Genomic DNA, 19,849 nt, shown 5'->3' with positions numbered 1-19,849 from the left:
CTCCGGCTAAGGCTAGCTTCCCTGCCATCTAACCGTTACAATCCGTTCATGGCCGCATTGCCGTTCAGACCGACGCCCTTCTTCGGCAACAAGAACCGCGCTTTCTGGCGCTTGCAGATCCTTGGCTGGGGCGGCGCAATGCTGCTGCGCGCGGTATCCGCCAGTGCCTATACCCAGCCGTGGTCATTCCTTGTCATTGTGATCATCGCCACGATCACCGGATTTTCGATCTCGCTGATCCTTTCGGTGATCTACCGTGCAGTTATGGGTAGGCGGCCCATTTTCACTTGGGGAGTAACCGCGCTGGTGCTGTCGCTGGCAGTGAGCTTGTCTGCCTTCATCAACTCATGGGTGTTCAGTCTTTACTTGCAAGGTGGCGATGTCAGTTTTGCGCAATTGTTCATCGGGGCGCTCTACCTCGATCTCACGCTGCTTATTTCGTGGACCGGGCTTTATTACGCGATCAACTTCTTCCTTCAGGTGGAAGAGCAGAATGATCAATTGATGCGGTTGGAGGCGCAAGCGACCAGCGCCCAGTTGGCCATGCTGCGCTATCAGTTGAACCCGCATTTCCTGTTCAACACGCTCAATTCCATATCAACTCTGGTGCTGCTCAAGCAAACCGAACCTGCCAACGCGATGCTTTCGCGGCTATCATCGTTCTTGCGCTACACGCTGGTTAACGAGCCCACCGCGCGCGTTACCGTGGCGCAGGAAATCGAGACGCTAAAGCTTTATCTCGACATCGAACTGATGCGCTTTGAAGAACGGCTGCGCACCGAATTTCGCGTTGATGACGCCGTGCGCAATGCGCTGATGCCCTCACTCTTGCTGCAGCCTCTGGTTGAAAACGCCATCAAATATGCGGTCAGCCCGCTGGAATATGGCGCGGAAATCACCATCGAGGCGCAACTCGTCGGCTCCATGCTGCGCGTCACCGTGTCTGATACCGGACCGGGCTTGCAACCGGGCACAGACCCTTCAACAGTATTCGGAGCCAGCAGTGATTCCACCGGTATTGGCCTTGCCAACATTCGGGATAGGCTGGCGCAGGCTTACGGCGAGAATCAGCGTTTTGATATTTCCAATCGTCCCGAAGGCGGATTTCAGGTCGTGCTAGAACTACCGTTCGAAGCGCGCGAACCTGCAGCCGCCGCCATTCCGGTGCGGCGTGCAGCAGGGGCACCTGCATGATAACGGGAACCAAACGCTACTTCCATCGTCCTGTCATATGGCCTGCCGGATTTGCTGTAATCCGGCGCGCTTTAACAGGGGAGCATTCACGGGGGCAAAACGTGATCCATAAGGGAACCGCATGACCATCCGAACCATCCTCGTCGACGACGAAAAACTGGCTATCCAGGGGCTGCAATTGCGGCTTGAAGCCTTCCCTGATGTCGAAGTGATCGACACCTGCTCGAACGGGCGCGAGGCAATCCGCAAGATCAAGACCGAAAAACCGGACCTTGTGTTCTGTGACATCCAGATGCCCGGATTCGATGGTTTTTCCGTGGTCAAAGGCGTGATGGAAATCGATCCGCCACTGTTCGTCTTCGTCACTGCCTATTCCGAACACGCTATCAAGGCGTTTGAGGCAAATGCGGTCGATTACCTGCTCAAGCCTGTGGAAGTGGACCGGTTGGCCGACGCGCTTGACCGCGCCCGCACCCGCATTGCCGAAAAGCGTGGCCGCGAAGAAGCGGACAAGCTTAAAATCGTTCTGGCCGAAGTGGCTCCTGACGCCATGCCCGACAGCGAGGACGAAGGCGAACCTGTCGCCGGACGCTTTGAAAAGCTGATCAACATCAAGGATCGCGGGCAGATTTTCCGCGTGGATGTGGACACCATCGAACGCATCGAGGCGGCGGGCGATTACATGTGCATTTACACCGGCGACAATTCGCTGATCCTGCGCGAAACGATGAAAGACCTTGAACGCCGCCTTGATCCCCGCGTGTTCCAGCGCGTCCACCGGTCAAAAATCGTCAACCTCGATCAGGTCCGCCAGGTCCGCCCCCACACCAACGGCGAATGTTTCCTCGTGCTGGAATCAGGGGCCGAGGTGAAGGTCAGCCGCTCCTACCGCGACGTGGTGGCGCGCTTCGTTCACTGACCCTGCGCTAACACGGCGTAGTCGAGACACTGTGCAATGTGTCTCGACTACGCTCGACACGAACGGTGGGGGTGGTATTGGGCTGCACATGAGCAGTTTCTCCATTCCCGGCTTTGATCTGGAAGCCTTCGTCGCCGCCACGCTTGCCGAGGATCTGGGCAATGGCCTGCCCGGTGGCGGGCATGACGTCACTTGCGAAAGCGTGATCCCCGCCGATGCGCGCTTTACCGGCGTGATGGACAGCCGCGATGCGATTACCGTCTGCGGGCTACCCATTGCCGCAGCGTTCTTCCGCGCGCTTGATCCTGAGATGACCATCGAAATTCTGGTCGAGGAGGGCGCGCGCGTTCCTGCCGGATCAGACCTTATGCGGCTGGAAGGCAATGCCCGCGCGATGCTGACGGCAGAGCGCAGCGCGCTGAACACCGTGCAGCACCTCTCGGGCGTCGCCACGCTGACCCGCCAGTATGTCGACGCGATTGATGCATTTGGGGGCACTACCAAGGCCCGCCTGCTCGACACCCGCAAGACCATCCCTGGCCTGCGCCACCTTGAGAAATACGCGGTGCGCACCGGTGGCGGCAGCAATCACCGCATGGGCCTGTGGGATGCCGCGATGATCAAGGACAACCACGTCCTTGTCGCGGGCGGCGTGGCCGAAGCTGTGCGCCGTGCGCTGTCAGCAGGCGTCAAAGATGTCATCTGCGAGGTTGACCACATCAATCAGATCGAACCTGCCCTGGCCGCTGGCGCCACCCGCCTGCTGCTCGACAACATGGGGCCAGACATGCTGCGCGAGGCTGTGGCGCTGGTTGCAGGCCGCGTGCCGTGCGAGGCATCGGGCGGCGTCCGCCTTGATACCATCGGCGCCATTGCCGCATCGGGTGTCGATTACGTCTCGGTCGGCCGGTTGACGCAAAGCGCGCCCGCCGCCGACATCGGCCTCGACTTCACGCCGCTGGGCTGACAGTCTGCTTCCTATGAAACCTGACCGACCCGACACGCTGCGCTGGTTCGAATATGCGCTGATTGCCAGCCAGATCATTCGCATCGCCACAATTTCGCTGCATATTGAGGTGATGGCCAAGATCACCGGCCTTGCCCCGCAAACGCTTCTGATCAGCCCGTTTGTGAATGCGGCGGTGCTGATTGGTTTGGGGCTGGCCATAAGCCGGGGCAAATTCGGCTTTGCGCGATGGTTTTTGATTGTGTTGATTGCGCTGGATGTTGTTGGCCTTGCAGGCATTCCTTCGGTTGCGGCCATGATCGGCGTACCGTTTGCCGCGTTCTCGACGGTTGCGGTGTTGCTGTTGATAGCGGCCGCCATCCTGATGTTCCTGCCAGCCTCGAACGATTGGCTGAAGCGTGACAGGCCAAGCTGACGCCATGCGACGCCTCCTGACGGCCCTGTGCCTTGCCGCTGCCACCCCGGCCCTTGGCCAGGGCTGGCAATGCCGGGTGCCGCCACAAGTCTCTGTGCCCGCCATGCCAGAACCGGACGCGCCGCCGCGTGTGGTGCCGACCACCGGCTATACGCTGGCGCTCAGCTGGTCGCCCGAGTTCTGCCGCACGCGCAAGGCCGATCCTGCCCATGCCACGCAATGTTCAGGATCGATGGGGCGGTTCGGCTTTGTGCTGCACGGACTGTGGCCCGATGGCAAAGGCGGGGCCTACCCGCAGTGGTGCCCGGTACGTCGCGCGCCTGATGCCGCCACACTGCGCCGCAACTTGTGCACCACGCCGTCTGCCGATCTGCTCATGCACGAATGGGCCAAGCACGGATCGTGCATGACCAAAGACCCTGCCGCCTATTTCGATCAGGGCCGCGTCCTGTTTCAGGCCATGCAGTTCCCCGATATGGCGCGGCTTTCGCGGCAACCGGGCCTTGATGCCGGAATGGTGCGCCAGGCACTGGTCATCGCCAATCCGCGCCTGAAGCCCGACATGGTCAAGCTGCTGCTGAACCGCAGCGGCTGGCTGCGCGAAGTCCACGTGTGCCATTCGCGCGCCATGAAACCGGTGCGCTGCCCCACGGGCAACGGCCCGCCCGATTCGGTGCCGGTGAAAATCTGGCGCAGTTTCTAACGCCGTTCACGAAAAAACGTGCGGAGCATGTCTGCGGCCTCGGCCTCGCCCATGCCCGAATAGACTTCGGGGCGGTGCAGGCAGGTTGGTTGATCAAACACCCGGCTGCCATGTTCCACCGCACCGCCTTTGGCATCGGGCGCGGCATAATAGACCCGCGCAATCCGGGCGTGGACAATCGCGCCTGCACACATCGCGCACGGTTCAAGGCTGACCCACAAATCGCAATCGTCCAGCCGTTCCTGCCCCAAAGCACGGGCCGCAGCGCGAATCGCCAGCACTTCGGCATGGGCGGTGGGATCGCACAGCGCGCGCGGCTGGTTGTGGGCCATGGCGATGATCTGCCCCTGCCGCACCACGACGGCACCTATCGGCACTTCGCCCGCATCGCGCGCAAGGGCGGCTTGTTCCAGCGCTGCGCGCATCGGATCGGGAAGAGGCCAGCGGGTCATCGCAATCGGGCTAATCGCCAAAGTGGCATTTCGCAATGTGCGAATCCTTGACTTTGCCTGTTGGATCGATAAGAGCCGCGCCTTCCCGATAAGTGTTATCGACCAGACAAGTGAGTTTTAGCCATGTCGCGTATCTGCGAACTGACCGGTAAGGGCCGCCAAGTCGGTCACAACGTAAGCCACGCCAATAACAAGACCAAGCGTCTGTTCCTGCCCAACCTGCAGAACGTCACGCTGATGAGCGAGAAGCTGGATCGCAGCTTCAAGTTCCGCGTTTCGACGCACGGCCTGCGCTCGGTTGAGCACAACGGTGGTCTTGATAACTGGCTGTTGAAGCAGTCGGACGTGAAGCTCAGCTCGCGCGCCCTCAAGGTGAAGCGCGATCTGGTCAAGGCTTCTGCCGCCTAAGACCTTCTCCCGCAAGGGACGCAAATTTCAAAAGCCCTCTTTCCCATCGCGGAAAAGGGGCTTTTGGTCTGTGGCGCTTATCCCGCTTGCATATGTCACCCTCTTTCGTCACCCTGAACTTGTTTCAGGGTCCATCCCTCCATTCAAACCGCCGGTGCGTGGGGAGAAATGGATGCTGAAACAAGTTCAGCATGACGGGCTGCAGTCTCAAACTACTCCCTTTAAACAGGGGCCAGAATCGGTTTACGACGGGTGCGCTTGCAGAGAGAACAGCCGCCTATTTTTCAGCGGGCAACTTGGCGGGATCGAGCCGCAATTGCATCAACCGGGTTTCCTGAAGCGCCAGATCATTGGCATCGGAAATCAGCCAGACCGCCAATTGCCAGTCTGCGGTTGGACGCACAGCCATACCTTCGTAATTCTCACGGACTGCGCTGCCTTCGATCCGGGCCAGCTCTTGCGTTGCCAGCGGGCGCTTCACGTCCAGCCTTGCCAGATCGGCCAGCACGATGCGGTTGGAAAAGTGCGGCGGAAACAGGCCGAAACTGCGCGTCAGGATCAGCAACCGGCCATCGGGCAGCGGCACTGCATCAACCGGATCAAAGCCCGCAGGCAGGATGATGCCGAACTTCTGCACCGCCGAAAAGCCCGGACGCCCTGCAAACAGCAAGCCAAGGTGCAGCCCCCCGCGGCCGCCGCCGCATGTTTCGCACAGCATGACCCAGCGCCCGTCATTCAGCCGCGCCATGGCCTCTGCCCCGCCGTTTTCGGGCCAGTCACGCAAGGCAGGGACCGGATAGAACCGCGCCGGGCCACCCTTGCGGCCGATGCGCGCCACGTGCCAGTCATCTTCCAGCCCGATCCATAGCGAACCATCCGCAGGATCACGCACCGCCGCCTCGGTATCGAAATACTCGCGATCATCCTTGCGCGGGCGATGTACCAGCATCCGTCCCATCGGGAGCGTCACCGTCCCTTCGGCACGCGGAGGCACAAAACGGAACCAGCCATTGCGGTCACTGACCGCCAGGAACTGCCCGGATGGCAAAGGGACAAGCGCGGAATAGCCGCCGAAGCGCTTGTTGCCCGACGATAGCCGCCACAATTGCTCCAAGACAAACGGGCCAAGCGCGGTCCGGTCTGCCAAGGGCACCGTTGCCGTCAAAGACGTGATGCGAACGCGGCCATCTTCAGCCGGAAGCCTATGCCAGCCCAAAGTCACCCACAAAAGCGGGACAAACAACAGCATCATAAGGGTAAATCGGCGCACGGCACGCCGATGGCAGATCAGGAAGATGCGTCAATGGCTTTGCGCCCAAAAAACCGGTACTTGCGAAAACTCAGGCGGGCTTGAATTTCAGCGCATCGCCATTGATGCAATAGCGCAGGCCGGTGGGCATCGGTCCATCGTTGAACACATGGCCAAGGTGCCCGCCACATTGCGCGCAATGCACTTCGGTGCGGGCCATGCCCAACGAACGATCCGTGCTGGTGCCGACAGCGCGCGGCAGCGGCTTCCAGAAGCTGGGCCAGCCGGTGCCGCTGTCAAACTTGGTCGATGATGCAAACAGCGCGCTGCCATCGGCTGCACAGACAAAAGTGCCTTTGCGCTTTTCCTTGTTCAGCGCCGATGTCCCGGGGCGTTCCGTGCCTTCTTCGCGCAGGATGTAATATTGGGCGGGCGTCAGCAACCGGCGCCATTCGGCTTCGGTTTTCTGGATCGGGAACTTGCCCTTGGCGACAGGCTTTGCGCTGCATGCACTGGCAAACGGCATCGCTACGCTTGCGCCCAGAAACGCGAGGAACCGGCGGCGGGGAAGATCGGTCAAACTGCGCATGATGGCGATAACCTTGGTGTCCTGCCGACAGGCTGGAAGGGTGAGAGGGCCCAAAGACTGAAGCCTATCGGCAGGACACGGCCAAGACTAGCCGCCTTGTGCCAAACCTATCGTGACCCCTGTCATAAGTGAGACTACTTCACGATTTTTCAAGCCCGGCTTCGGTCTTGCGCAACGCTCTCAACGTGTTTGGCCTGCTCCGCGCCGCAGCAGCCGCGCAAAGACGCCTTTTCCCTGTGAAGGCCCCGATTTCATCACGCTGCGGCGGAACAATTGCGCCCCTGCCCGCACGATCAGGAGCACCCACAGCCCTTGCCACGCCAGCGCCAGGATATGCGGCCACACTTCCGGATATTGCGCCGCACGGGCCAGCATCGCGTATGGCGAACTGACCGGGAATATCCACGAAACCCATTCCACCCATGTACCCGCCGCCGTCAGCGCATAGCTGGAGAAGAAGAACACCATCAACTGGAACATCGACACCGGCATCGACAGCGTCTGCACTTCACGCACAGTGCTGGCCATGCCGCCGACCGTCAGGAACAGCGATCCCAGCAACAGATAGGCCATGGCGAAATAGAGGAAGCCAAGCATCAGGAACAGCGGCCAGCCGACCGCCGGTATCGCCAGCGCAGGCATGCCCTGCCCGCCCAGCATGACAAGCGTGGCCCCGGCCGCGCCCCACACCGCAATGCCGACAAGGCTGACGCCCAACATGGCAAACAGCTTGCCCATGAACATTGCGTCCATCGGGATGGCAGCGGCCAGCACCTCGATGATCTTGTTGCCCTTTTCCTCGACCAGATTGGACAGGACCATGCCTGCCAGAAGCATGGTCAGTAGGAACAGGATCACTTGCCCGCCTTGCGCGGTTGCGGCTTGGCCGGAGCGTACCTTGGCCACCGTGCCCGCCACTTCGTCCATCGTTATTTCGGGATAGGCCAAGGCCTTGTCAGACCGCGCGGTGGCAGCCAGATTCGACACCAGCCCGCTCCACAGGCGCAGCCGTTCCGGCGGGCCGGACAGGACCGGCGCGTCCAGCGTTCCGCTCAATACGGCTGTCACCTGACGATCACTGCTGGCCAAAGCCGCGCGGGCGTTGAACGCCTCACCCGCCTCCAGACGTTTGAGCACCACAATGTCAGGGATTGGGCCAGCCAGCCGCCCGTCCAGATCATCGCGCGCGCGAAGCAGACGATCCACGTCTTCACTGCCCATCGCAAGGCCGATGCTGGGGCGATCCGCGCTCTGCTGCACTTTATCGCCGATGTTTCCGGCCAAACCGCCGACCAGAACCGGGAACAGCGGCCCGATCAGAAAGAAGATGAAGGTCTTGGACCAGATCACCGCCACAAAATCGCGCCGCGCGATGACCAGCGCCGCGCGCAGCTTTTCAGACCACATTGTCATGGCGTGTCGCCCCCATTTTCACCAAGTGGGCCTTCTTCCAGCGCCTTGGCCGCTGCCTCACCGGCAATCGCCACGAAAGCATCGTGCAGCCCCGCCCGCTCGATCGACAGGCTGAGGATGCCCGCATTGCCTTCAATCAGCGCGCGCAGCAGCGGTTCGATGCCCGTTTCGGGCAGCGTAAAGTACCAGAACGCCCCTTCGTGCCGCGCATCGGCGGGCAAGGCCGCGCGCCACGGCCCGTCGGTCGCGCGCGTTTCCAGCCGCACTTGCGGGCGCAAACGGTCCCGCGCCACATCAACCGGCCCGGCAAACGGCACTTTGCCGCCCGCAATGATCGCCACCTGATCGCACAACCGTTCGGCATGGGCGATGACGTGGGTGGAGAAAATCACAGTCGTGCCGCGCGCTGCCAAGGCCCGGATCATGCGTTCAAGCTTGCCCTGATTGAGCGCGTCTAGGCCCGAGAACGGTTCATCAAACACCACAAGATCGGGCTGGTGGACCAGCGTGCCGAGCAATTGCACCTGTTGCGCCATGCCTTTGGACATCTGCCGGATCTGCCGGTCAGCGGCATAGCCAAGGCCGTGCTCCTCCAGCATTTCGCGGCCCAACCGGCGGCCGTCTTTCAGCGGAACCCCGCGCAAAGCGGCCAGAAAGGCGATGGCCTCATAAGCCTTCATCGCCGGGTACAGCCCGCGCTCTTCGGGCAGATAGCCGATACGCCGCGCTACTTCTGTGGGGCGTTCACAGCCCAGCACGCGGCGGTAACCGGCGTCCGGATCAATGATGCCCAGCAACATGCGCAACGTCGTGGTCTTGCCCGCGCCGTTCGGCCCCAGAATGCCGTAAATCGACCCCTTGGGCACCGCGATGTCGACCCCATCGACCGCGGTGAAACCATCGAAGCGTTTGACCAGCCCGCGCGCCTCGATGGCGAGTTCCACATTCGCGGCCTCAGCCCCGTTGCCGGACACAGGCCATTCCCCTAGCTCTATTTTCATGGTTCATAGGCGTAACGATAAGCAGTGAACGGGCAGGACAGCAAGTTTGGTTAACCGCGCGTCAGGACTTTTGCAGGAACGCCTGAAAGCCGAGGCGGCGCGGCTTGGCTTTGCGGCCTGCGGCATTGCGCCTGCCGCCGATGATCCGCAATTGGGCGAACGGCTGGAACAGTGGCTGGGCGATGGCCACCACGGCACGATGGAATGGATGGAGGCGCGCCTGCACCACCGGCGCGGGCCGCAATCGCTGTGGCCACATGCGCAAAGCGTGATCGCGCTGGGCATGAGCTATGCCCCGGCGCAAGACCCGCGCGATCTGGCCGCCCATGGCGATCACGGGCGCATTTCGGTCTATGCGCAGGGCGGCGATTATCACGATGTGGTGAAGCGCAATCTCAAGGCTTTGGCGCGTTGGTTGGTCGCAGAAGCCCCCGGCGAGGAGGTCAAGGTTTTCGTCGACACGGCCCCTGTCATGGAAAAACCGCTGGGCCAATTGGCGGGCATCGGCTGGCAAGGCAAGCACACCAACCTTGTCAGCCGAACACATGGTTCCTGGCTGTTTCTCGGCGCGATCTACACCACCATAGACTTCGCCCCCGACACCCCCCACGCCGACCGCTGCGGATCATGCACCGCCTGCCAGACGGCTTGCCCGACCGATGCTTTCCCCGCACCTTACCGGCTGGATGCGCGGCGCTGCATTTCATACCTGACAATTGAACATAAGGGGCCGGTGGCGGAAGAATTGCGCGCCGCGCTGGGCAACCGCATCTATGGCTGCGACGATTGCCTTGCCGCCTGCCCGTGGAACAGCTTTGCCGCCAGCGCGCAGGCCAACCGCGCGTTTCTGCCTCGTGCGGAATTGAGCGCGCCCCGCCTGGCCGATCTGCTGGCGCTGGACGATGCGGCATTCCGCAAGGTATTTTCCGGATCGCCGATCAAACGGATCGGGCGTGACCGGATGGTGCGCAATTGCCTTTATGCCGCGGGCAACAGCGGGGATGCCGCGCTGTTGCCTCAAGTCGAGGCGTTGACCGGTGATGCCGATCTGGCGGTGGCCGACGCCGCGGCTTGGGCTTTAGAAAGGCTGGGGGCGGTGGTTGCCGCCTAAACCAGCATTTCCTTCAAGGGCACCCCCGCATCGGCCAGCAGTTCAGGCGCGATCTGCGCGCGGGCTTCGACCAGTTTCTTGCCCTGCACATAATCCTTGACCATGTTCACGCAATCAAGCGCGATGACCTTGCCGCCTTTGAGGTAAACGACCGAGAACGAACGCGTGGCGGGATCGCCGCGCAGCACCGCGTTATCGTGGCCGGTCGAAAGGCCGACGGTTTGCAAGCGCAAGTCATACTGGTTGGACCAGAACCACGGCGTCGCCTTGTAAGGCACGGACACGCCGCAGATATCCTTGGCAGCCGTGGTGGCCATATCATTTGCGTTCTGGACGGATTCCAGGCGGATTACCGCGCCATCGGCAAAGTCATTGGCATGGGCCGCGCAATCGCCAATCGCATAGACATCGGGCAAGGACGTGCGGCAAAACTCGTCCACGTCCACCCCGTTGCCGCCTGCTGCGCCCGCGATGATCAAGGGGCCGATGCAGGGGATGATGCCGATGCCCACGATCACGATATCGGCAGCGAGCAAGCTGCCATCCGCCATGCGAACGCCGGTCACTTTAACGCCATCGCCTTCGATGCGATCCATCGCTGCGCCGGTGCGCAGATCAACGCCGTGGGCGCGGTGTTCGGCCTGATAGAATTCGGATAGTGATTCACCGGCAACGCGCGCCAGCACGCGCGGCAGCGCTTCGAGCAGGGTTACATGCACATCAAACTTGGTCAGCACGGCGGCCGCTTCCAGCCCGATATAGCCGCCACCGATGACCACGGCGCGCTTGGCCCCAGCATCAAGTTCGCGCATCAGACGGTCAGCGTCTTCCTTGGTGCGCACGGCGTGAACGCCGGCAAGATCGGCGCCCATGCATGACAAGCGGCGCGGATCGCCTCCGGTGGCCCAGATCAGCTTGCCGTATTGGACTTGCGTGCCATCACCCAGCTTGACGGTGTGCGCTGCCGGATCGATGCTGACGACTTCTGATGAAAGCCGCATTTCAATGGCCTTATCCACCCAGAATTGTTCGGGGCGGATGCAGATGCGTTCAAACGTCTTTTCGCGCGCCAGATATTCCTTGGATAGCGGCGGGCGTTCGTAAGGTATTTCAGGCTCACGCCCGATAACCAGCACGCGCCCTTCAAAACCATTCTGGCGCAAGGCAATAGCTGCTTGCGCGCCGCCGTGGCCTGCGCCGACGATAATGACGTCCGCATGTTCGATCTGCGTATTCTCGGCCATTCGAATCCTCCGCTCTGTGCGGCTCGGTTTGGCCAAAAGTGCGCCCTCGTCAACTGACCGGGATCAAAAATTATAGATTTATGCGGCTTCGGCTTCAACGAATTCGGGATAGAATGACGGCGCACGTGTTGACCAGCCATGCGCCGTGGCAGCGGCTTCGCTGATCGATTGCAGTAATACGCGGCGCTGATCCGGGCGGATGATTGGCAAGGCCGCCGCACCACAGAATGCCGATGGTAGCCATGGGCGCACTTCAGCGCCGAATAGCCGTTCGTACAGGAACCTGTAGGCAGAAAAGCCCTCGATCCGGCCTTGCGCAAGGTCGAAGGCAGTTTGCTGCATAAGCCGTGCCATGAATGGTTGCAGGTTATCCAACCCGTCGACCATCGGCAGAAGTTTGCGCACTTTTTCCAGATCACGATAGGCCACGAGCTGCGCTCGGATGGATGCCGCTTCATCATCGTCACGCGCCCAGCGCTTCACCGCATCCCCACGGTCAAGCGCGATGTCCAGACTGCGCCGGATATAACGCTGTTCGCAAGCCGCAAAGCTGGCAAATTCGCGCAGTTCAGCAATGGTCAGTCCGCTCGCATCGTAACGCGCCATATTCTTGCCCCCTGTCGCTGGCGGAAACGGTCCGCGCGACAGGCTGAACCTTGTCAGCTCTTGGTTAATTCCACGTAACCATAGCCTCCGCAGAGCCTGCAATGACCTTTAGCCAAAAGCGCTGTATGCGCCGTAAAGGCTGGTCAGCGTCAGGACCACGCCCACGAGGATCAGCATGGTCTTGGCCGGGATGTGCTTTGCCGCCCATGCGCCAAGCGGTGCAGCAGCAATACCGCCAATCAAAAAGCCCAGCGTTGCCCCAGCAAGATCGGCAAAACCGAGTTGCCAGATGAATGTTGCCGATACGGTGAGCGTCAGGAAAAACTCGACTGAATTGACCGTGCCGATGACTTTGCGCGGATCAGCGCCCTGAATCAGCAGGTTGGACGTTACAATTGGCCCCCAGCCGCCGCCGCCTGCCGCATCCATAAATCCGCCAACCAGCCCGAGTGGTGCCACCAGACCTGCGTCCTTGATCTTGGGGGGATAGAGAATGCCGCGCACCAGCAGATAAACGCCGATCCCTGCCAGATAGAGCAAGACCCACGGCTTTACGACCGTGGCATCAATGGAGGAAAGCGCATAGGCCCCCAGCACGCCGCCAATCACACCCGGAATCAGCAACCGGAAAAACAGCTTTTTGTCGATATTTCCGTGCAGCAGGTGGCTGATGCCCGATGTTGCCGTGGTAAAGCATTCGACAATGTGCACACGTTGCGAGGCGAGCGCAGGCGGCACGCCAAGCACGCCGACCATCAAGGTATTGGCGATCACCCCGAATGCCATGCCCAGCGCGCCATCAATCATCTGCGCGGCAAAGCCGACCGCGATGAACGGCAGCAGCGCGGCAAAATCTATACCGGCGATAAACTCCATCGCGATTCCTTCCCTGTTGGGCAGGTCAATAGCCGGATTTAATCTCTACCAAAACAGAAGAATTATTTTGAGGGCACGAAACGCCTCTATCTTGCGCCAAAACGGGATTCAGCGTTTGCGATAGCGAAAGTACCAGACCTCGTGATTGTAAACCGTGCGCGCTTTGTGTTCGTAGCGGGTTTCGGGCCAGCCGCCCGGGCGGTTCTGGAAATCGCGGCAATCCTTGGCCAGCCATTCAAACTGGTGCTTGTGGCGGCGCATAACCATCAGCGCATGGCGCAAATAGACATCATGATCGGTGCCGAAGCGGAATTCGCCACCGGGGCGCAATTTTGCCGCAAACATATCGATCGGGCCATCGTTCATCATCCGGCGTTTGGCATGGCGCGCTTTGGGCCAGGGATCGGGATGCAGCAGATAGAGGAACGACAGCGCACCATCGGGGATGCGCGCCAGCACTTCCAAAGCGTCACCGTGGTGAATGCGGACATTGCCCAGCGGAGCGTGCGCGCCATTGTCGCCCGCCACATGCGTCAGCGCCTGCGCCACGCCATTCAGGAACGGTTCGGCCCCGATAAAGCCATGATCGGGCAGCATATCGGCGCGGAATGCCATATGCTCACCCCCGCCAAAGCCGATTTCGAAGTGCAATGGGCGGGGTTCACCAAACAAGCCTTCCGCCGTGATCGGCCCTTCGGCCGGCATTGCGATTTTGGGCAGAAGCGTATCAACCAGCCCCTGCTGCCCCTGCCGCAACGGCTTGCCCTTTGCCCGGCCGTAAAGCCGGTTCAGCGTGGTCGGATCGCCAGATTTGTGCGCAGTCATCAAAGCCTCGGTAATTTGGGCGGCGGATGGCAGGCGGGCAGGCGCGGGTCAATGGCCTCGTACCAACCAAAACGGCCCGCCAAACAAGGCGGGCCGTTTCGGGGATGAATGGCGATTCGGAGGATTAAGCCGCTTCTGTGGCTTCCATGTCGTCAGGATCGCGCAGCACATAGCCGCGGCCCCAGACGGTTTCGATGTAGTTTTCACCGCCACAGGCATGCGCCAGTTTCTTGCGCAGCTTGCAGATGAAAACGTCGATAATCTTGAGTTCGGGTTCGTCCATGCCCCCATACAGGTGGTTCAGGAACATTTCCTTGGTGAGCGTGGTACCCTTGCGCAGCGAGAGCAGCTCAAGCATCGCATATTCTTTGCCGGTCAGGTGGACGCGGGCGCTGTCAACTTCGACGGTCTTGGCATCGAGGTTGACCGAAAGCTTGCCGGTGCGGATGACCGATTGCGAATGGCCTTTTGAACGGCGCACAACCGCATGGATGCGGGCAATCAGTTCTTCACGGTGGAATGGCTTGGTCACGTAATCATCAGCGCCAAAGCCGAATGAGCGGACCTTGCTGTCCATTTCCGAAATGCCCGACAGGATCAGGACCGGAGTTTGTACTTTGGCGACGCGCAATTTCTTGAGCACATCATAGCCGTGCATGTCTGGCAGGTTCAGGTCGAGCAGGATGATGTCGTAATCATAGAGCTTGCCGAGATCGAGGCCTTCTTCGCCAAGGTCGGTTGAATAGACATTGAACCCTTCGGTCGTGAGCATAAGCTCTATCGCCTTAGCGGTTGTCGGTTCGCCTTCGATCAGGAGTACGCGCATTCAACCGCCCCTTAATTTGCCATGTCCCTGTGGCAATTAACCCGGGATCAATCCGTGTTCATCACCATTAACCATAGGATGAATGAACATAAAAGGTTAATTTGTTGTAAACGCAACCACATGAAAGGATGACGTTAACCACGCATCAGCCCGGTAATGACTCAAAAGAGATTATAAACGATTCAGAATGAAACCATTTTTGCAAGGATTCCGTCGTGTCCCAATATGAATCAGGGGGCATTTACAGGCAGGCTACAAATCGGCTGTGGTTAATGCTTAGGGCGATTCCAATAGACAGAGCCATGGCCAGCCCTGCGAATCATGCCCCGGCAATCCCCAAACTTGATGCCGCTTCGCGCAATTTGCGGGCCGAAGCGGTATCATTTCGGAACGCTGCCAGTGCTTTTTGCAAGGTTTCGGCGGCCTTCTTGGGCTCACCCAACTGCATCCGGCTGCGCATCAGCATGATCCAGCCGTCGGCATTGGCAGGGTCTTTGACGAGCTTTTCCTCCAACCCGTCAACCATCCCGCGGATCATTGCTTCCTGCTGGCCCTTGGGCATTCCGGCAGCAGCCTTCATCTGTTCGGACGTGGGGCCGGGAATGCCGGCTGCCGCTTTTTGCGGGCCGTCAGTCACCGTGCCGTTTGCAGGGCTTGCAAACTTTGCCTCGGCCAGACGCTTTTCAACGTCGATCTTGCGCTTCTCGCCCACGTTACGGATGACTTCGCGAATGTCGTCGGCATAGGGTGCGTCGGACGGCGTGTCTTCGAGCAGTTTGAACCACGCGTTGATCGCCTGACGCGGCCGCCCCGCAAGATCGAGCGCGACGGCCTGAAAATAGCGCGCACGCGCGTCCTCGGGATCAAGCTTGATCGCCTTGTCGAAGGCCACCTTGGCATCGCGCGGCATCTTGCCTTCTTCCTTGCTGGCCAGCACCAGGGCTTCCCCCAGAAACGACCACGTTTCGGCATGTTCTGGATCAAGTTTGGTCGCCTGCTTCAGCGCGGTGGCCGCTTCGGCAAAGCGTTCGGTCTGGAAATAGGACCAGCCGAGCATGCGCCAACCTTCGGCATCATCGGCCTTTTCGGCCAGCTTTTTTTCAAGCTTGGCAATCACATCATCAACCGAGGGCTGCTGGTCTGGCGTCGGTGCAGGCGGGACAGCGGCAGGCGGCGGCGTTTCCGGCCCGCGCATCATGGCAAACCCGCCTGCACCCAGCGCAATCAGCGCGGCTGCCGCCAGCGCAATTTTGCCAAAGCGTGAGCCTGCTTGCGCTTCATCGCGCTTATCCGCTTGATCAGGGCGCGGAGGCTGAGGCTCGGTCATTGCAAACTCCTGTCGGGTGCCTTGGGCGGCACCGTCGCTCCTGTTGCGCATATCTTGGCAGGCGGGTGCGTTGCAAGCGCTTGAACAGCAAGCCGCTTAATCAGCGCTGCCTTGCACAAATTGCGGCTGGCAATGCGTGGCACATCGGCTAATGTCTGCCGCACAGGGGTCGCAATTCGAAATTTGGATGAAGGCAGGCGTGGGAACACGCGCCGTCTTTGCGCGCAATGCGGGGGACGCATGCCGGTGGGCGAGGTTTTCAAAGTCGCGATTATTGGTTCCGGCCCCGCAGGGATGAGCGCGGCCGGACGCGCGGCGCAGCTTGGCCTTGCCCATGTCCTGCTGGAAAAGACCGACCACCTTTCCGATACGATCTATAAATATCAAAAAGGCAAGCATGTGATGGCCACGCCATCGCAATTGATCTTGCGGTCCGATCAGGAATTTGATGCGGGCAAGAAAGAGGACATCCTCGACAAGTGGAACAGGCGCACTGCCGAACTTGGCGTGAATGTGAAATTCAATGCCGATGTGAAATCGATCAAGGGCACCGGCCCTGCCATCGAAGGATCTGTCCAGAAGATCGTCACCCGCGCCCGCGATGGAACAAGCACCACCACCGAAGTGCAGCGCTATGCCCCGCCCTACGCCATAACATTGACCAATGGCGAGACAGTGATGGCCGAAACCGTGGTGCTGGCCATCGGCACGCAAGGCAACCCCAACCTGATGCGCTGCCCCGGTGGTGATCTGCCGCACGTTACCTATCAGCTTGATGATCCCTATGCAGTGCTGGACCAGCACATCATCGTGATTGGCACAGGCGATGCCGGAATTGAAAACGCGCGCGGTCTGGTGGAGGATGCAGCGCAGGGCAACACCGTTACCGTGCTCAACCGCAGTACGAAATCCACCAACGTGCGCGAAAGCTTTGCCACCGCCAAGGAGCCCAACGCCAAAGCGCTGGTCGAAGATGACGCGGCGGGCAAGCTGACGATCCGGTACGAGACCGAAACCAAAGCGGTTGAACCCGGCTGGATCACGCTATCCACACGCGATGGCGAAGAGCGCATCCGTTGTGACCGGATCATCGCGCGCATCGGCTCTGCCCCGCCGCGCGCCTTTGTCGAAGGCTGTGGCATCGAATTTGCCAGCGCGGACCGTTTGGCATTCCCGACGCTGTCGCCGCAGTTTGAATCGACCGCGCCGGGCATTTTCGTGATCGGCGCGCTGGCGGGCTATCCGCTAATCAAGCACTGCATGAATCAGGGCCACGATGTGGTCGAATTCATCAATGGCAACACCAGCCTGAAACCTGCCGACGAACCCTTGCTGGAGGCCAAGTTCGCCGGTCTTCCGGGCAAGCGGTCGGTCAACGAATGGCTGGAATTCCTGCAAAAGAACGTCGGGATCCTGCAAGGCATGACGACCTTGCAGTTGCGCGAATTCATGCTGGATTCCGAAGCGCGCGGGTATGCTGCTGGCGATGTGGTGTTTGAACGCAATGATCCGGGATCATCTTTGTTCGCGATTGCATCGGGATCGGTCCACGTGCGGATTGATCCCGCTGACCCATCAAAAGTCATCCCGATTCCGTCCGGCACGATCTTTGGCGAAGTTGGCTTGATCTCAGGACGGCGGCGCGGCGCAACGATTGTGGCCGCAGAGGACACCGTCTGTGTCGAGATCAGCCGCAATGCCGCGCTGAAACTGCAAAGCCAGGTGCCCACGGCGCGGCGCGCGATTGAACGTATCTCTACCGAGCGCCAGATCCTGCAAATGTTCGGATCAGGGCTGACCAGCGCCGATGTGGCCGAAGTGGTGGAAACCGCCAAGATCGTGTCGGTCCGCGCAGGCGATGCTATCATCAAGGAAGGCGACGAGGACAAGGATATCTACGTTATCCGCGTCGGATCGATGATCGTGGAAAAGGAAGTGGGCGGAAAGCCGGTGTTCCTGTCGTACCTTCCCGCCGGTTCCTATGTCGGTGAAATGGCGCTGATTGACGGGGGCCGCCGCACCGCCACGGTGCGCGCTGCAATCAAAAGCGAAGTGATCAAGATCGATGGCGAGGCGTTCGGGCGGGTGCTGGCGGCCAAGCCCGCGCTGCTCGAACGCGCGCGCAAGGACATGGAAGTGCGCCGCGCGACCAACGCCTTTATCGAATCCAAAAAAGACAGCTTTTCCGGCATCGTCGATCTTTATTCCGAACAGGCCAAGTTCCTCGTTTCGCAGGGGCTGGGCGAGGCAACCGACGTTCTGCTGATTGATGAACGGCTGTGCGTGGGCTGCGACAATTGCGAAAAGGCCTGCGCTGACAGCCACGATGGCCTTTCGCGGCTGGACCGCGAGGCGGGCAAGAGCTTTGCGCACCTGCACGTCCCCACATCGTGCCGCCACTGCGAACACCCGCACTGCATGGCCGATTGCCCGCCCAATGCGATCAAGCGCGGGCCGGACGGCGAAGTGTTCATCAACGATACCTGCATCGGCTGCGGCAATTGCCAGCGCAATTGTCCCTATGGCGTCATCCGCATGGACAAGGTGCCGCCCAAAAAGCCGTCGCTGCTCAGCTGGCTGTTCTTCGGATCAGGGCCGGGACCGGGCGAGCCGCCCTATAAGTGGTCAAAGAAGAACACCAAATACACCGGCGACCCTGCGGTGGACGAATTGCTTGACCGCAAGAAGGCGATCAAGTGCGACATGTGCGCAGGCATCGAGGGCGGCCCAAGCTGCGTGCGCGCCTGCCCAACCGGCGCTGCCATCCGCGTTTCGCCGGACGAATTCCTGACCGTGTCTCGCCTCGAAAACGAAGGGGCCTGAGGCAATGGCAACCATCGCCCCCAAAAAGCGCACCGGTGCCAGCCGAGCCCGCACCAGCACGCACGAAGGCTTTTTACGCCATAACAACATGTTCTGGGGCAAGTTGTCTGCCGCCATTGCCGTCGCACTTCTGGCTCTGTATATTTTCGTGCCCTTGCCGGGGCAGCACTTCGGTTCAAGCTGGCTGGGCTATACGCTGGGAACCATCGGCGCGCTGCTGATCCTGTGGCTGACCATGCTGGGCATGCGCAAACGCGCGATCACGCCCGGGCGGTGGAGCCTGAAAGCCTGGACCAGCGCGCATGTTTACCTGGGACTATGCCTGACAGTGATCGGCACCCTGCATTCGGGCTTCCACTTCGGCTGGAACGTCCACACGCTGGCGTGGGCTTTGATGCTGCTGGTGATCGGATCAGGCATTTTCGGCATCTGGGTCTATGCCACGGCACCGCGCGCACTTTCGGCCAACCGATATGACGATGAAGGCGCGATTACCGAGAAGCAGATGATCGAAGCAGTGCGGTCATTGGACCGGCAGATCCATGACGCGGCGCAAACGCTGGATCCGCAAAGCGCCGCACTGGTCAACCTCAGCCTTGAGCAGGACCCGTTTGCCGGGTCGTTCTGGAACCGCATAACCGAAAATTACCCCAAATGCGCCACGCGCCATGCCGCCGCCGAATTGCGCCGCATTCGCGCCTACCAGCCGCGCATGGGCGATGATCCGGCCGACAAGGTCGATGCGCTGCTGACCCGCAAGGAGGCCATGCTGGGGCGGATGCGACGCCATTTGAAACTGAAATCATGGTTGCAGGCGTGGCTCTATGTCCACGTGCCGGTCACCTTTGCGCTGATTGCGGCGCTTTCCGCCCATATCGTCAGCGTCTTCTTCTACTGGTGA

20 protein-coding genes are annotated in these 19,849 nt (G+C 60.6%); 9 read left to right on the top strand and 11 right to left on the bottom strand.

Translation table 11 applies throughout. The features are described from left to right. Positions 1-48 precede the first annotated feature (48 nt). From B7Y89_RS09410 to B7Y89_RS09390, 5 genes are all read left to right on the top strand, one after another. Positions 49-1,194, top strand: a complete 1,146-nt coding sequence (locus B7Y89_RS09410; RefSeq protein WP_292937903.1) for a sensor histidine kinase — start codon at positions 49-51, stop codon at positions 1,192-1,194. Positions 1,195-1,315: 121 nt separating this feature from the next. Then, entirely contained in the window at positions 1,316-2,113 is a 798-nt protein-coding gene (locus B7Y89_RS09405) for a LytTR family DNA-binding domain-containing protein (RefSeq protein WP_292937901.1), read from the top strand. A gap of 88 nt (positions 2,114-2,201) precedes the next feature. Then, positions 2,202-3,080: a carboxylating nicotinate-nucleotide diphosphorylase gene (gene nadC / locus B7Y89_RS09400; protein ID WP_292937899.1), complete on the top strand. Its 879-nt coding sequence runs from the start codon at positions 2,202-2,204 to the stop codon at positions 3,078-3,080. Positions 3,081-3,093: 13 nt separating this feature from the next. Continuing rightward, a complete protein-coding gene (locus B7Y89_RS09395) occupies positions 3,094-3,495 on the top strand; it encodes a hypothetical protein (protein WP_292937897.1) in 402 nt (133 codons plus the stop codon). Between the two features lie 4 nt (positions 3,496-3,499). Then, positions 3,500-4,198, top strand: a complete 699-nt coding sequence (locus B7Y89_RS09390) for a ribonuclease T2 (RefSeq protein ID WP_292937895.1) — start codon at positions 3,500-3,502, stop codon at positions 4,196-4,198. Here B7Y89_RS09390 and B7Y89_RS09385 read toward each other — a convergent pair. Further along, on the bottom strand, positions 4,195-4,650 hold the full coding sequence (locus B7Y89_RS09385; protein WP_292937894.1) for a nucleoside deaminase: 456 nt from the start codon (positions 4,648-4,650) through the stop codon (positions 4,195-4,197). The genes B7Y89_RS09390 and B7Y89_RS09385 overlap by 4 nt on opposite strands. 123 nt (positions 4,651-4,773) lie before the next feature. On the opposite strand from B7Y89_RS09385, the gene rpmB reads away from it, so the two are divergent. Beyond that, positions 4,774-5,058 carry a 50S ribosomal protein L28 gene (gene rpmB / locus B7Y89_RS09380; RefSeq protein ID WP_292937892.1) on the top strand — a complete coding sequence of 95 codons (285 nt, stop codon included), beginning with the start codon at positions 4,774-4,776 and terminating at the stop codon, positions 5,056-5,058. 277 nt (positions 5,059-5,335) lie between these two features. Here the strand turns inward: rpmB and B7Y89_RS09375 are convergent, their stop codons facing one another. The 4 genes from B7Y89_RS09375 to B7Y89_RS09360 all read right to left on the bottom strand — a co-directional run bounded on the left by B7Y89_RS09375 (position 5,336) and on the right by B7Y89_RS09360 (position 9,310). Beyond that, on the bottom strand, positions 5,336-6,328 hold the full coding sequence (locus B7Y89_RS09375; RefSeq protein ID WP_292937890.1) for an esterase-like activity of phytase family protein: 993 nt from the start codon (positions 6,326-6,328) through the stop codon (positions 5,336-5,338). A gap of 70 nt (positions 6,329-6,398) precedes the next feature. Next, positions 6,399-6,896: a peptide-methionine (R)-S-oxide reductase MsrB gene (gene msrB, locus B7Y89_RS09370; protein WP_292937889.1), complete on the bottom strand. Its 498-nt coding sequence runs from the start codon at positions 6,894-6,896 to the stop codon at positions 6,399-6,401. A 180-nt stretch (positions 6,897-7,076) separates the two neighbouring features. After that, complete coding sequence (locus B7Y89_RS09365) at positions 7,077-8,309, bottom strand: ABC transporter permease (RefSeq protein WP_292937887.1); 1,233 nt, start codon at positions 8,307-8,309, stop codon at positions 7,077-7,079. Beyond that, positions 8,306-9,310, bottom strand: coding sequence for an ATP-binding cassette domain-containing protein (locus tag B7Y89_RS09360; protein WP_292937885.1), 1,005 nt, complete (start codon positions 9,308-9,310; stop codon positions 8,306-8,308). Before B7Y89_RS09360 ends, B7Y89_RS09365 begins: the two co-directional genes overlap by 4 nt. Before the next feature lie 46 nt (positions 9,311-9,356). On the opposite strand from B7Y89_RS09360, the gene queG reads away from it, so the two are divergent. Further along, entirely contained in the window at positions 9,357-10,421 is a 1,065-nt protein-coding gene (queG, locus tag B7Y89_RS09355; protein WP_292937883.1) for a tRNA epoxyqueuosine(34) reductase QueG, read from the top strand. On the opposite strand, the gene B7Y89_RS09350 is transcribed toward queG, so the two are convergent. The 6 genes from B7Y89_RS09350 to B7Y89_RS09325 all read right to left on the bottom strand — a co-directional run bounded on the left by B7Y89_RS09350 (position 10,418) and on the right by B7Y89_RS09325 (position 16,125). Then, positions 10,418-11,665: an FAD-dependent oxidoreductase gene (locus B7Y89_RS09350; RefSeq protein WP_292937882.1), complete on the bottom strand. Its 1,248-nt coding sequence runs from the start codon at positions 11,663-11,665 to the stop codon at positions 10,418-10,420. The two genes, queG and B7Y89_RS09350, sit on opposite strands and share 4 nt — an antisense overlap. A 78-nt stretch (positions 11,666-11,743) precedes the next feature. Continuing rightward, complete coding sequence (locus tag B7Y89_RS09345) at positions 11,744-12,271, bottom strand: hypothetical protein (protein ID WP_292937880.1); 528 nt, start codon at positions 12,269-12,271, stop codon at positions 11,744-11,746. Positions 12,272-12,379: 108 nt separating this feature from the next. Further along, the gene (locus tag B7Y89_RS09340; protein ID WP_292937878.1) at positions 12,380-13,147 is read right to left on the bottom strand and encodes a sulfite exporter TauE/SafE family protein; all 768 of its coding nucleotides are present in this window, start codon (positions 13,145-13,147) and stop codon (positions 12,380-12,382) included. A 108-nt stretch (positions 13,148-13,255) separates the two neighbouring features. Beyond that, positions 13,256-13,972, bottom strand: coding sequence for a tRNA (guanine(46)-N(7))-methyltransferase TrmB (locus B7Y89_RS09335; protein ID WP_292937877.1), 717 nt, complete (start codon positions 13,970-13,972; stop codon positions 13,256-13,258). Between the two features lie 124 nt (positions 13,973-14,096). Next, positions 14,097-14,798, bottom strand: a complete 702-nt coding sequence (ctrA, locus tag B7Y89_RS09330; RefSeq protein ID WP_292937876.1) for a response regulator transcription factor CtrA — start codon at positions 14,796-14,798, stop codon at positions 14,097-14,099. 319 nt (positions 14,799-15,117) lie between these two features. Further along, positions 15,118-16,125, bottom strand: coding sequence for a tetratricopeptide repeat protein (locus B7Y89_RS09325; protein WP_292937874.1), 1,008 nt, complete (start codon positions 16,123-16,125; stop codon positions 15,118-15,120). Between the two features lie 246 nt (positions 16,126-16,371). On the opposite strand from B7Y89_RS09325, the gene B7Y89_RS09320 reads away from it, so the two are divergent. Continuing rightward, the gene (locus B7Y89_RS09320; protein WP_292937872.1) at positions 16,372-18,948 is read left to right on the top strand and encodes a cyclic nucleotide-binding domain-containing protein; all 2,577 of its coding nucleotides are present in this window, start codon (positions 16,372-16,374) and stop codon (positions 18,946-18,948) included. A gap of 4 nt (positions 18,949-18,952) precedes the next feature. Continuing rightward, a complete protein-coding gene (locus B7Y89_RS09315; RefSeq protein WP_292937870.1) occupies positions 18,953-19,849 on the top strand; it encodes a hypothetical protein in 897 nt (298 codons plus the stop codon).

The sequence above is a fragment of the Novosphingobium sp. 32-60-15 genome, from assembly GCF_002280675.1.
In the GTDB taxonomy this organism is placed as follows: Bacteria; Pseudomonadota; Alphaproteobacteria; order Sphingomonadales; family Sphingomonadaceae; genus Novosphingobium.
This window is presented reverse-complemented; position numbering and strand designations above follow the sequence as displayed.

Excerpts from the sequence above, each read along its gene's own strand:
- B7Y89_RS09410 (WP_292937903.1), top strand. The coding sequence starts at position 49 with ATGGCCGCATTGCCGTTCAGACCGACGCCCTTCTTCGGCAACAAGAAC.
- B7Y89_RS09405 (WP_292937901.1), top strand. The coding sequence starts at position 1,316 with ATGACCATCCGAACCATCCTCGTCGACGACGAAAAACTGGCTATCCAG.
- nadC (WP_292937899.1), top strand. The coding sequence starts at position 2,202 with ATGAGCAGTTTCTCCATTCCCGGCTTTGATCTGGAAGCCTTCGTCGCC.
- B7Y89_RS09395 (WP_292937897.1), top strand. The coding sequence starts at position 3,094 with ATGAAACCTGACCGACCCGACACGCTGCGCTGGTTCGAATATGCGCTG.
- B7Y89_RS09390 (WP_292937895.1), top strand. The coding sequence starts at position 3,500 with ATGCGACGCCTCCTGACGGCCCTGTGCCTTGCCGCTGCCACCCCGGCC.
- B7Y89_RS09385 (WP_292937894.1), bottom strand. The coding sequence starts at position 4,650 with ATGACCCGCTGGCCTCTTCCCGATCCGATGCGCGCAGCGCTGGAACAA.
- rpmB (WP_292937892.1), top strand. The coding sequence starts at position 4,774 with ATGTCGCGTATCTGCGAACTGACCGGTAAGGGCCGCCAAGTCGGTCAC.
- msrB (WP_292937889.1), bottom strand. The coding sequence starts at position 6,896 with ATGCGCAGTTTGACCGATCTTCCCCGCCGCCGGTTCCTCGCGTTTCTG.
- B7Y89_RS09365 (WP_292937887.1), bottom strand. The coding sequence starts at position 8,309 with ATGACAATGTGGTCTGAAAAGCTGCGCGCGGCGCTGGTCATCGCGCGG.
- B7Y89_RS09360 (WP_292937885.1), bottom strand. The coding sequence starts at position 9,310 with ATGAAAATAGAGCTAGGGGAATGGCCTGTGTCCGGCAACGGGGCTGAG.
- B7Y89_RS09350 (WP_292937882.1), bottom strand. The coding sequence starts at position 11,665 with ATGGCCGAGAATACGCAGATCGAACATGCGGACGTCATTATCGTCGGC.
- B7Y89_RS09345 (WP_292937880.1), bottom strand. The coding sequence starts at position 12,271 with ATGGCGCGTTACGATGCGAGCGGACTGACCATTGCTGAACTGCGCGAA.
- B7Y89_RS09340 (WP_292937878.1), bottom strand. The coding sequence starts at position 13,147 with ATGGAGTTTATCGCCGGTATAGATTTTGCCGCGCTGCTGCCGTTCATC.
- B7Y89_RS09335 (WP_292937877.1), bottom strand. The coding sequence starts at position 13,972 with ATGACTGCGCACAAATCTGGCGATCCGACCACGCTGAACCGGCTTTAC.
- ctrA (WP_292937876.1), bottom strand. The coding sequence starts at position 14,798 with ATGCGCGTACTCCTGATCGAAGGCGAACCGACAACCGCTAAGGCGATA.
- B7Y89_RS09325 (WP_292937874.1), bottom strand. The coding sequence starts at position 16,125 with ATGACCGAGCCTCAGCCTCCGCGCCCTGATCAAGCGGATAAGCGCGAT.
- B7Y89_RS09315 (WP_292937870.1), top strand. The coding sequence starts at position 18,953 with ATGGCAACCATCGCCCCCAAAAAGCGCACCGGTGCCAGCCGAGCCCGC.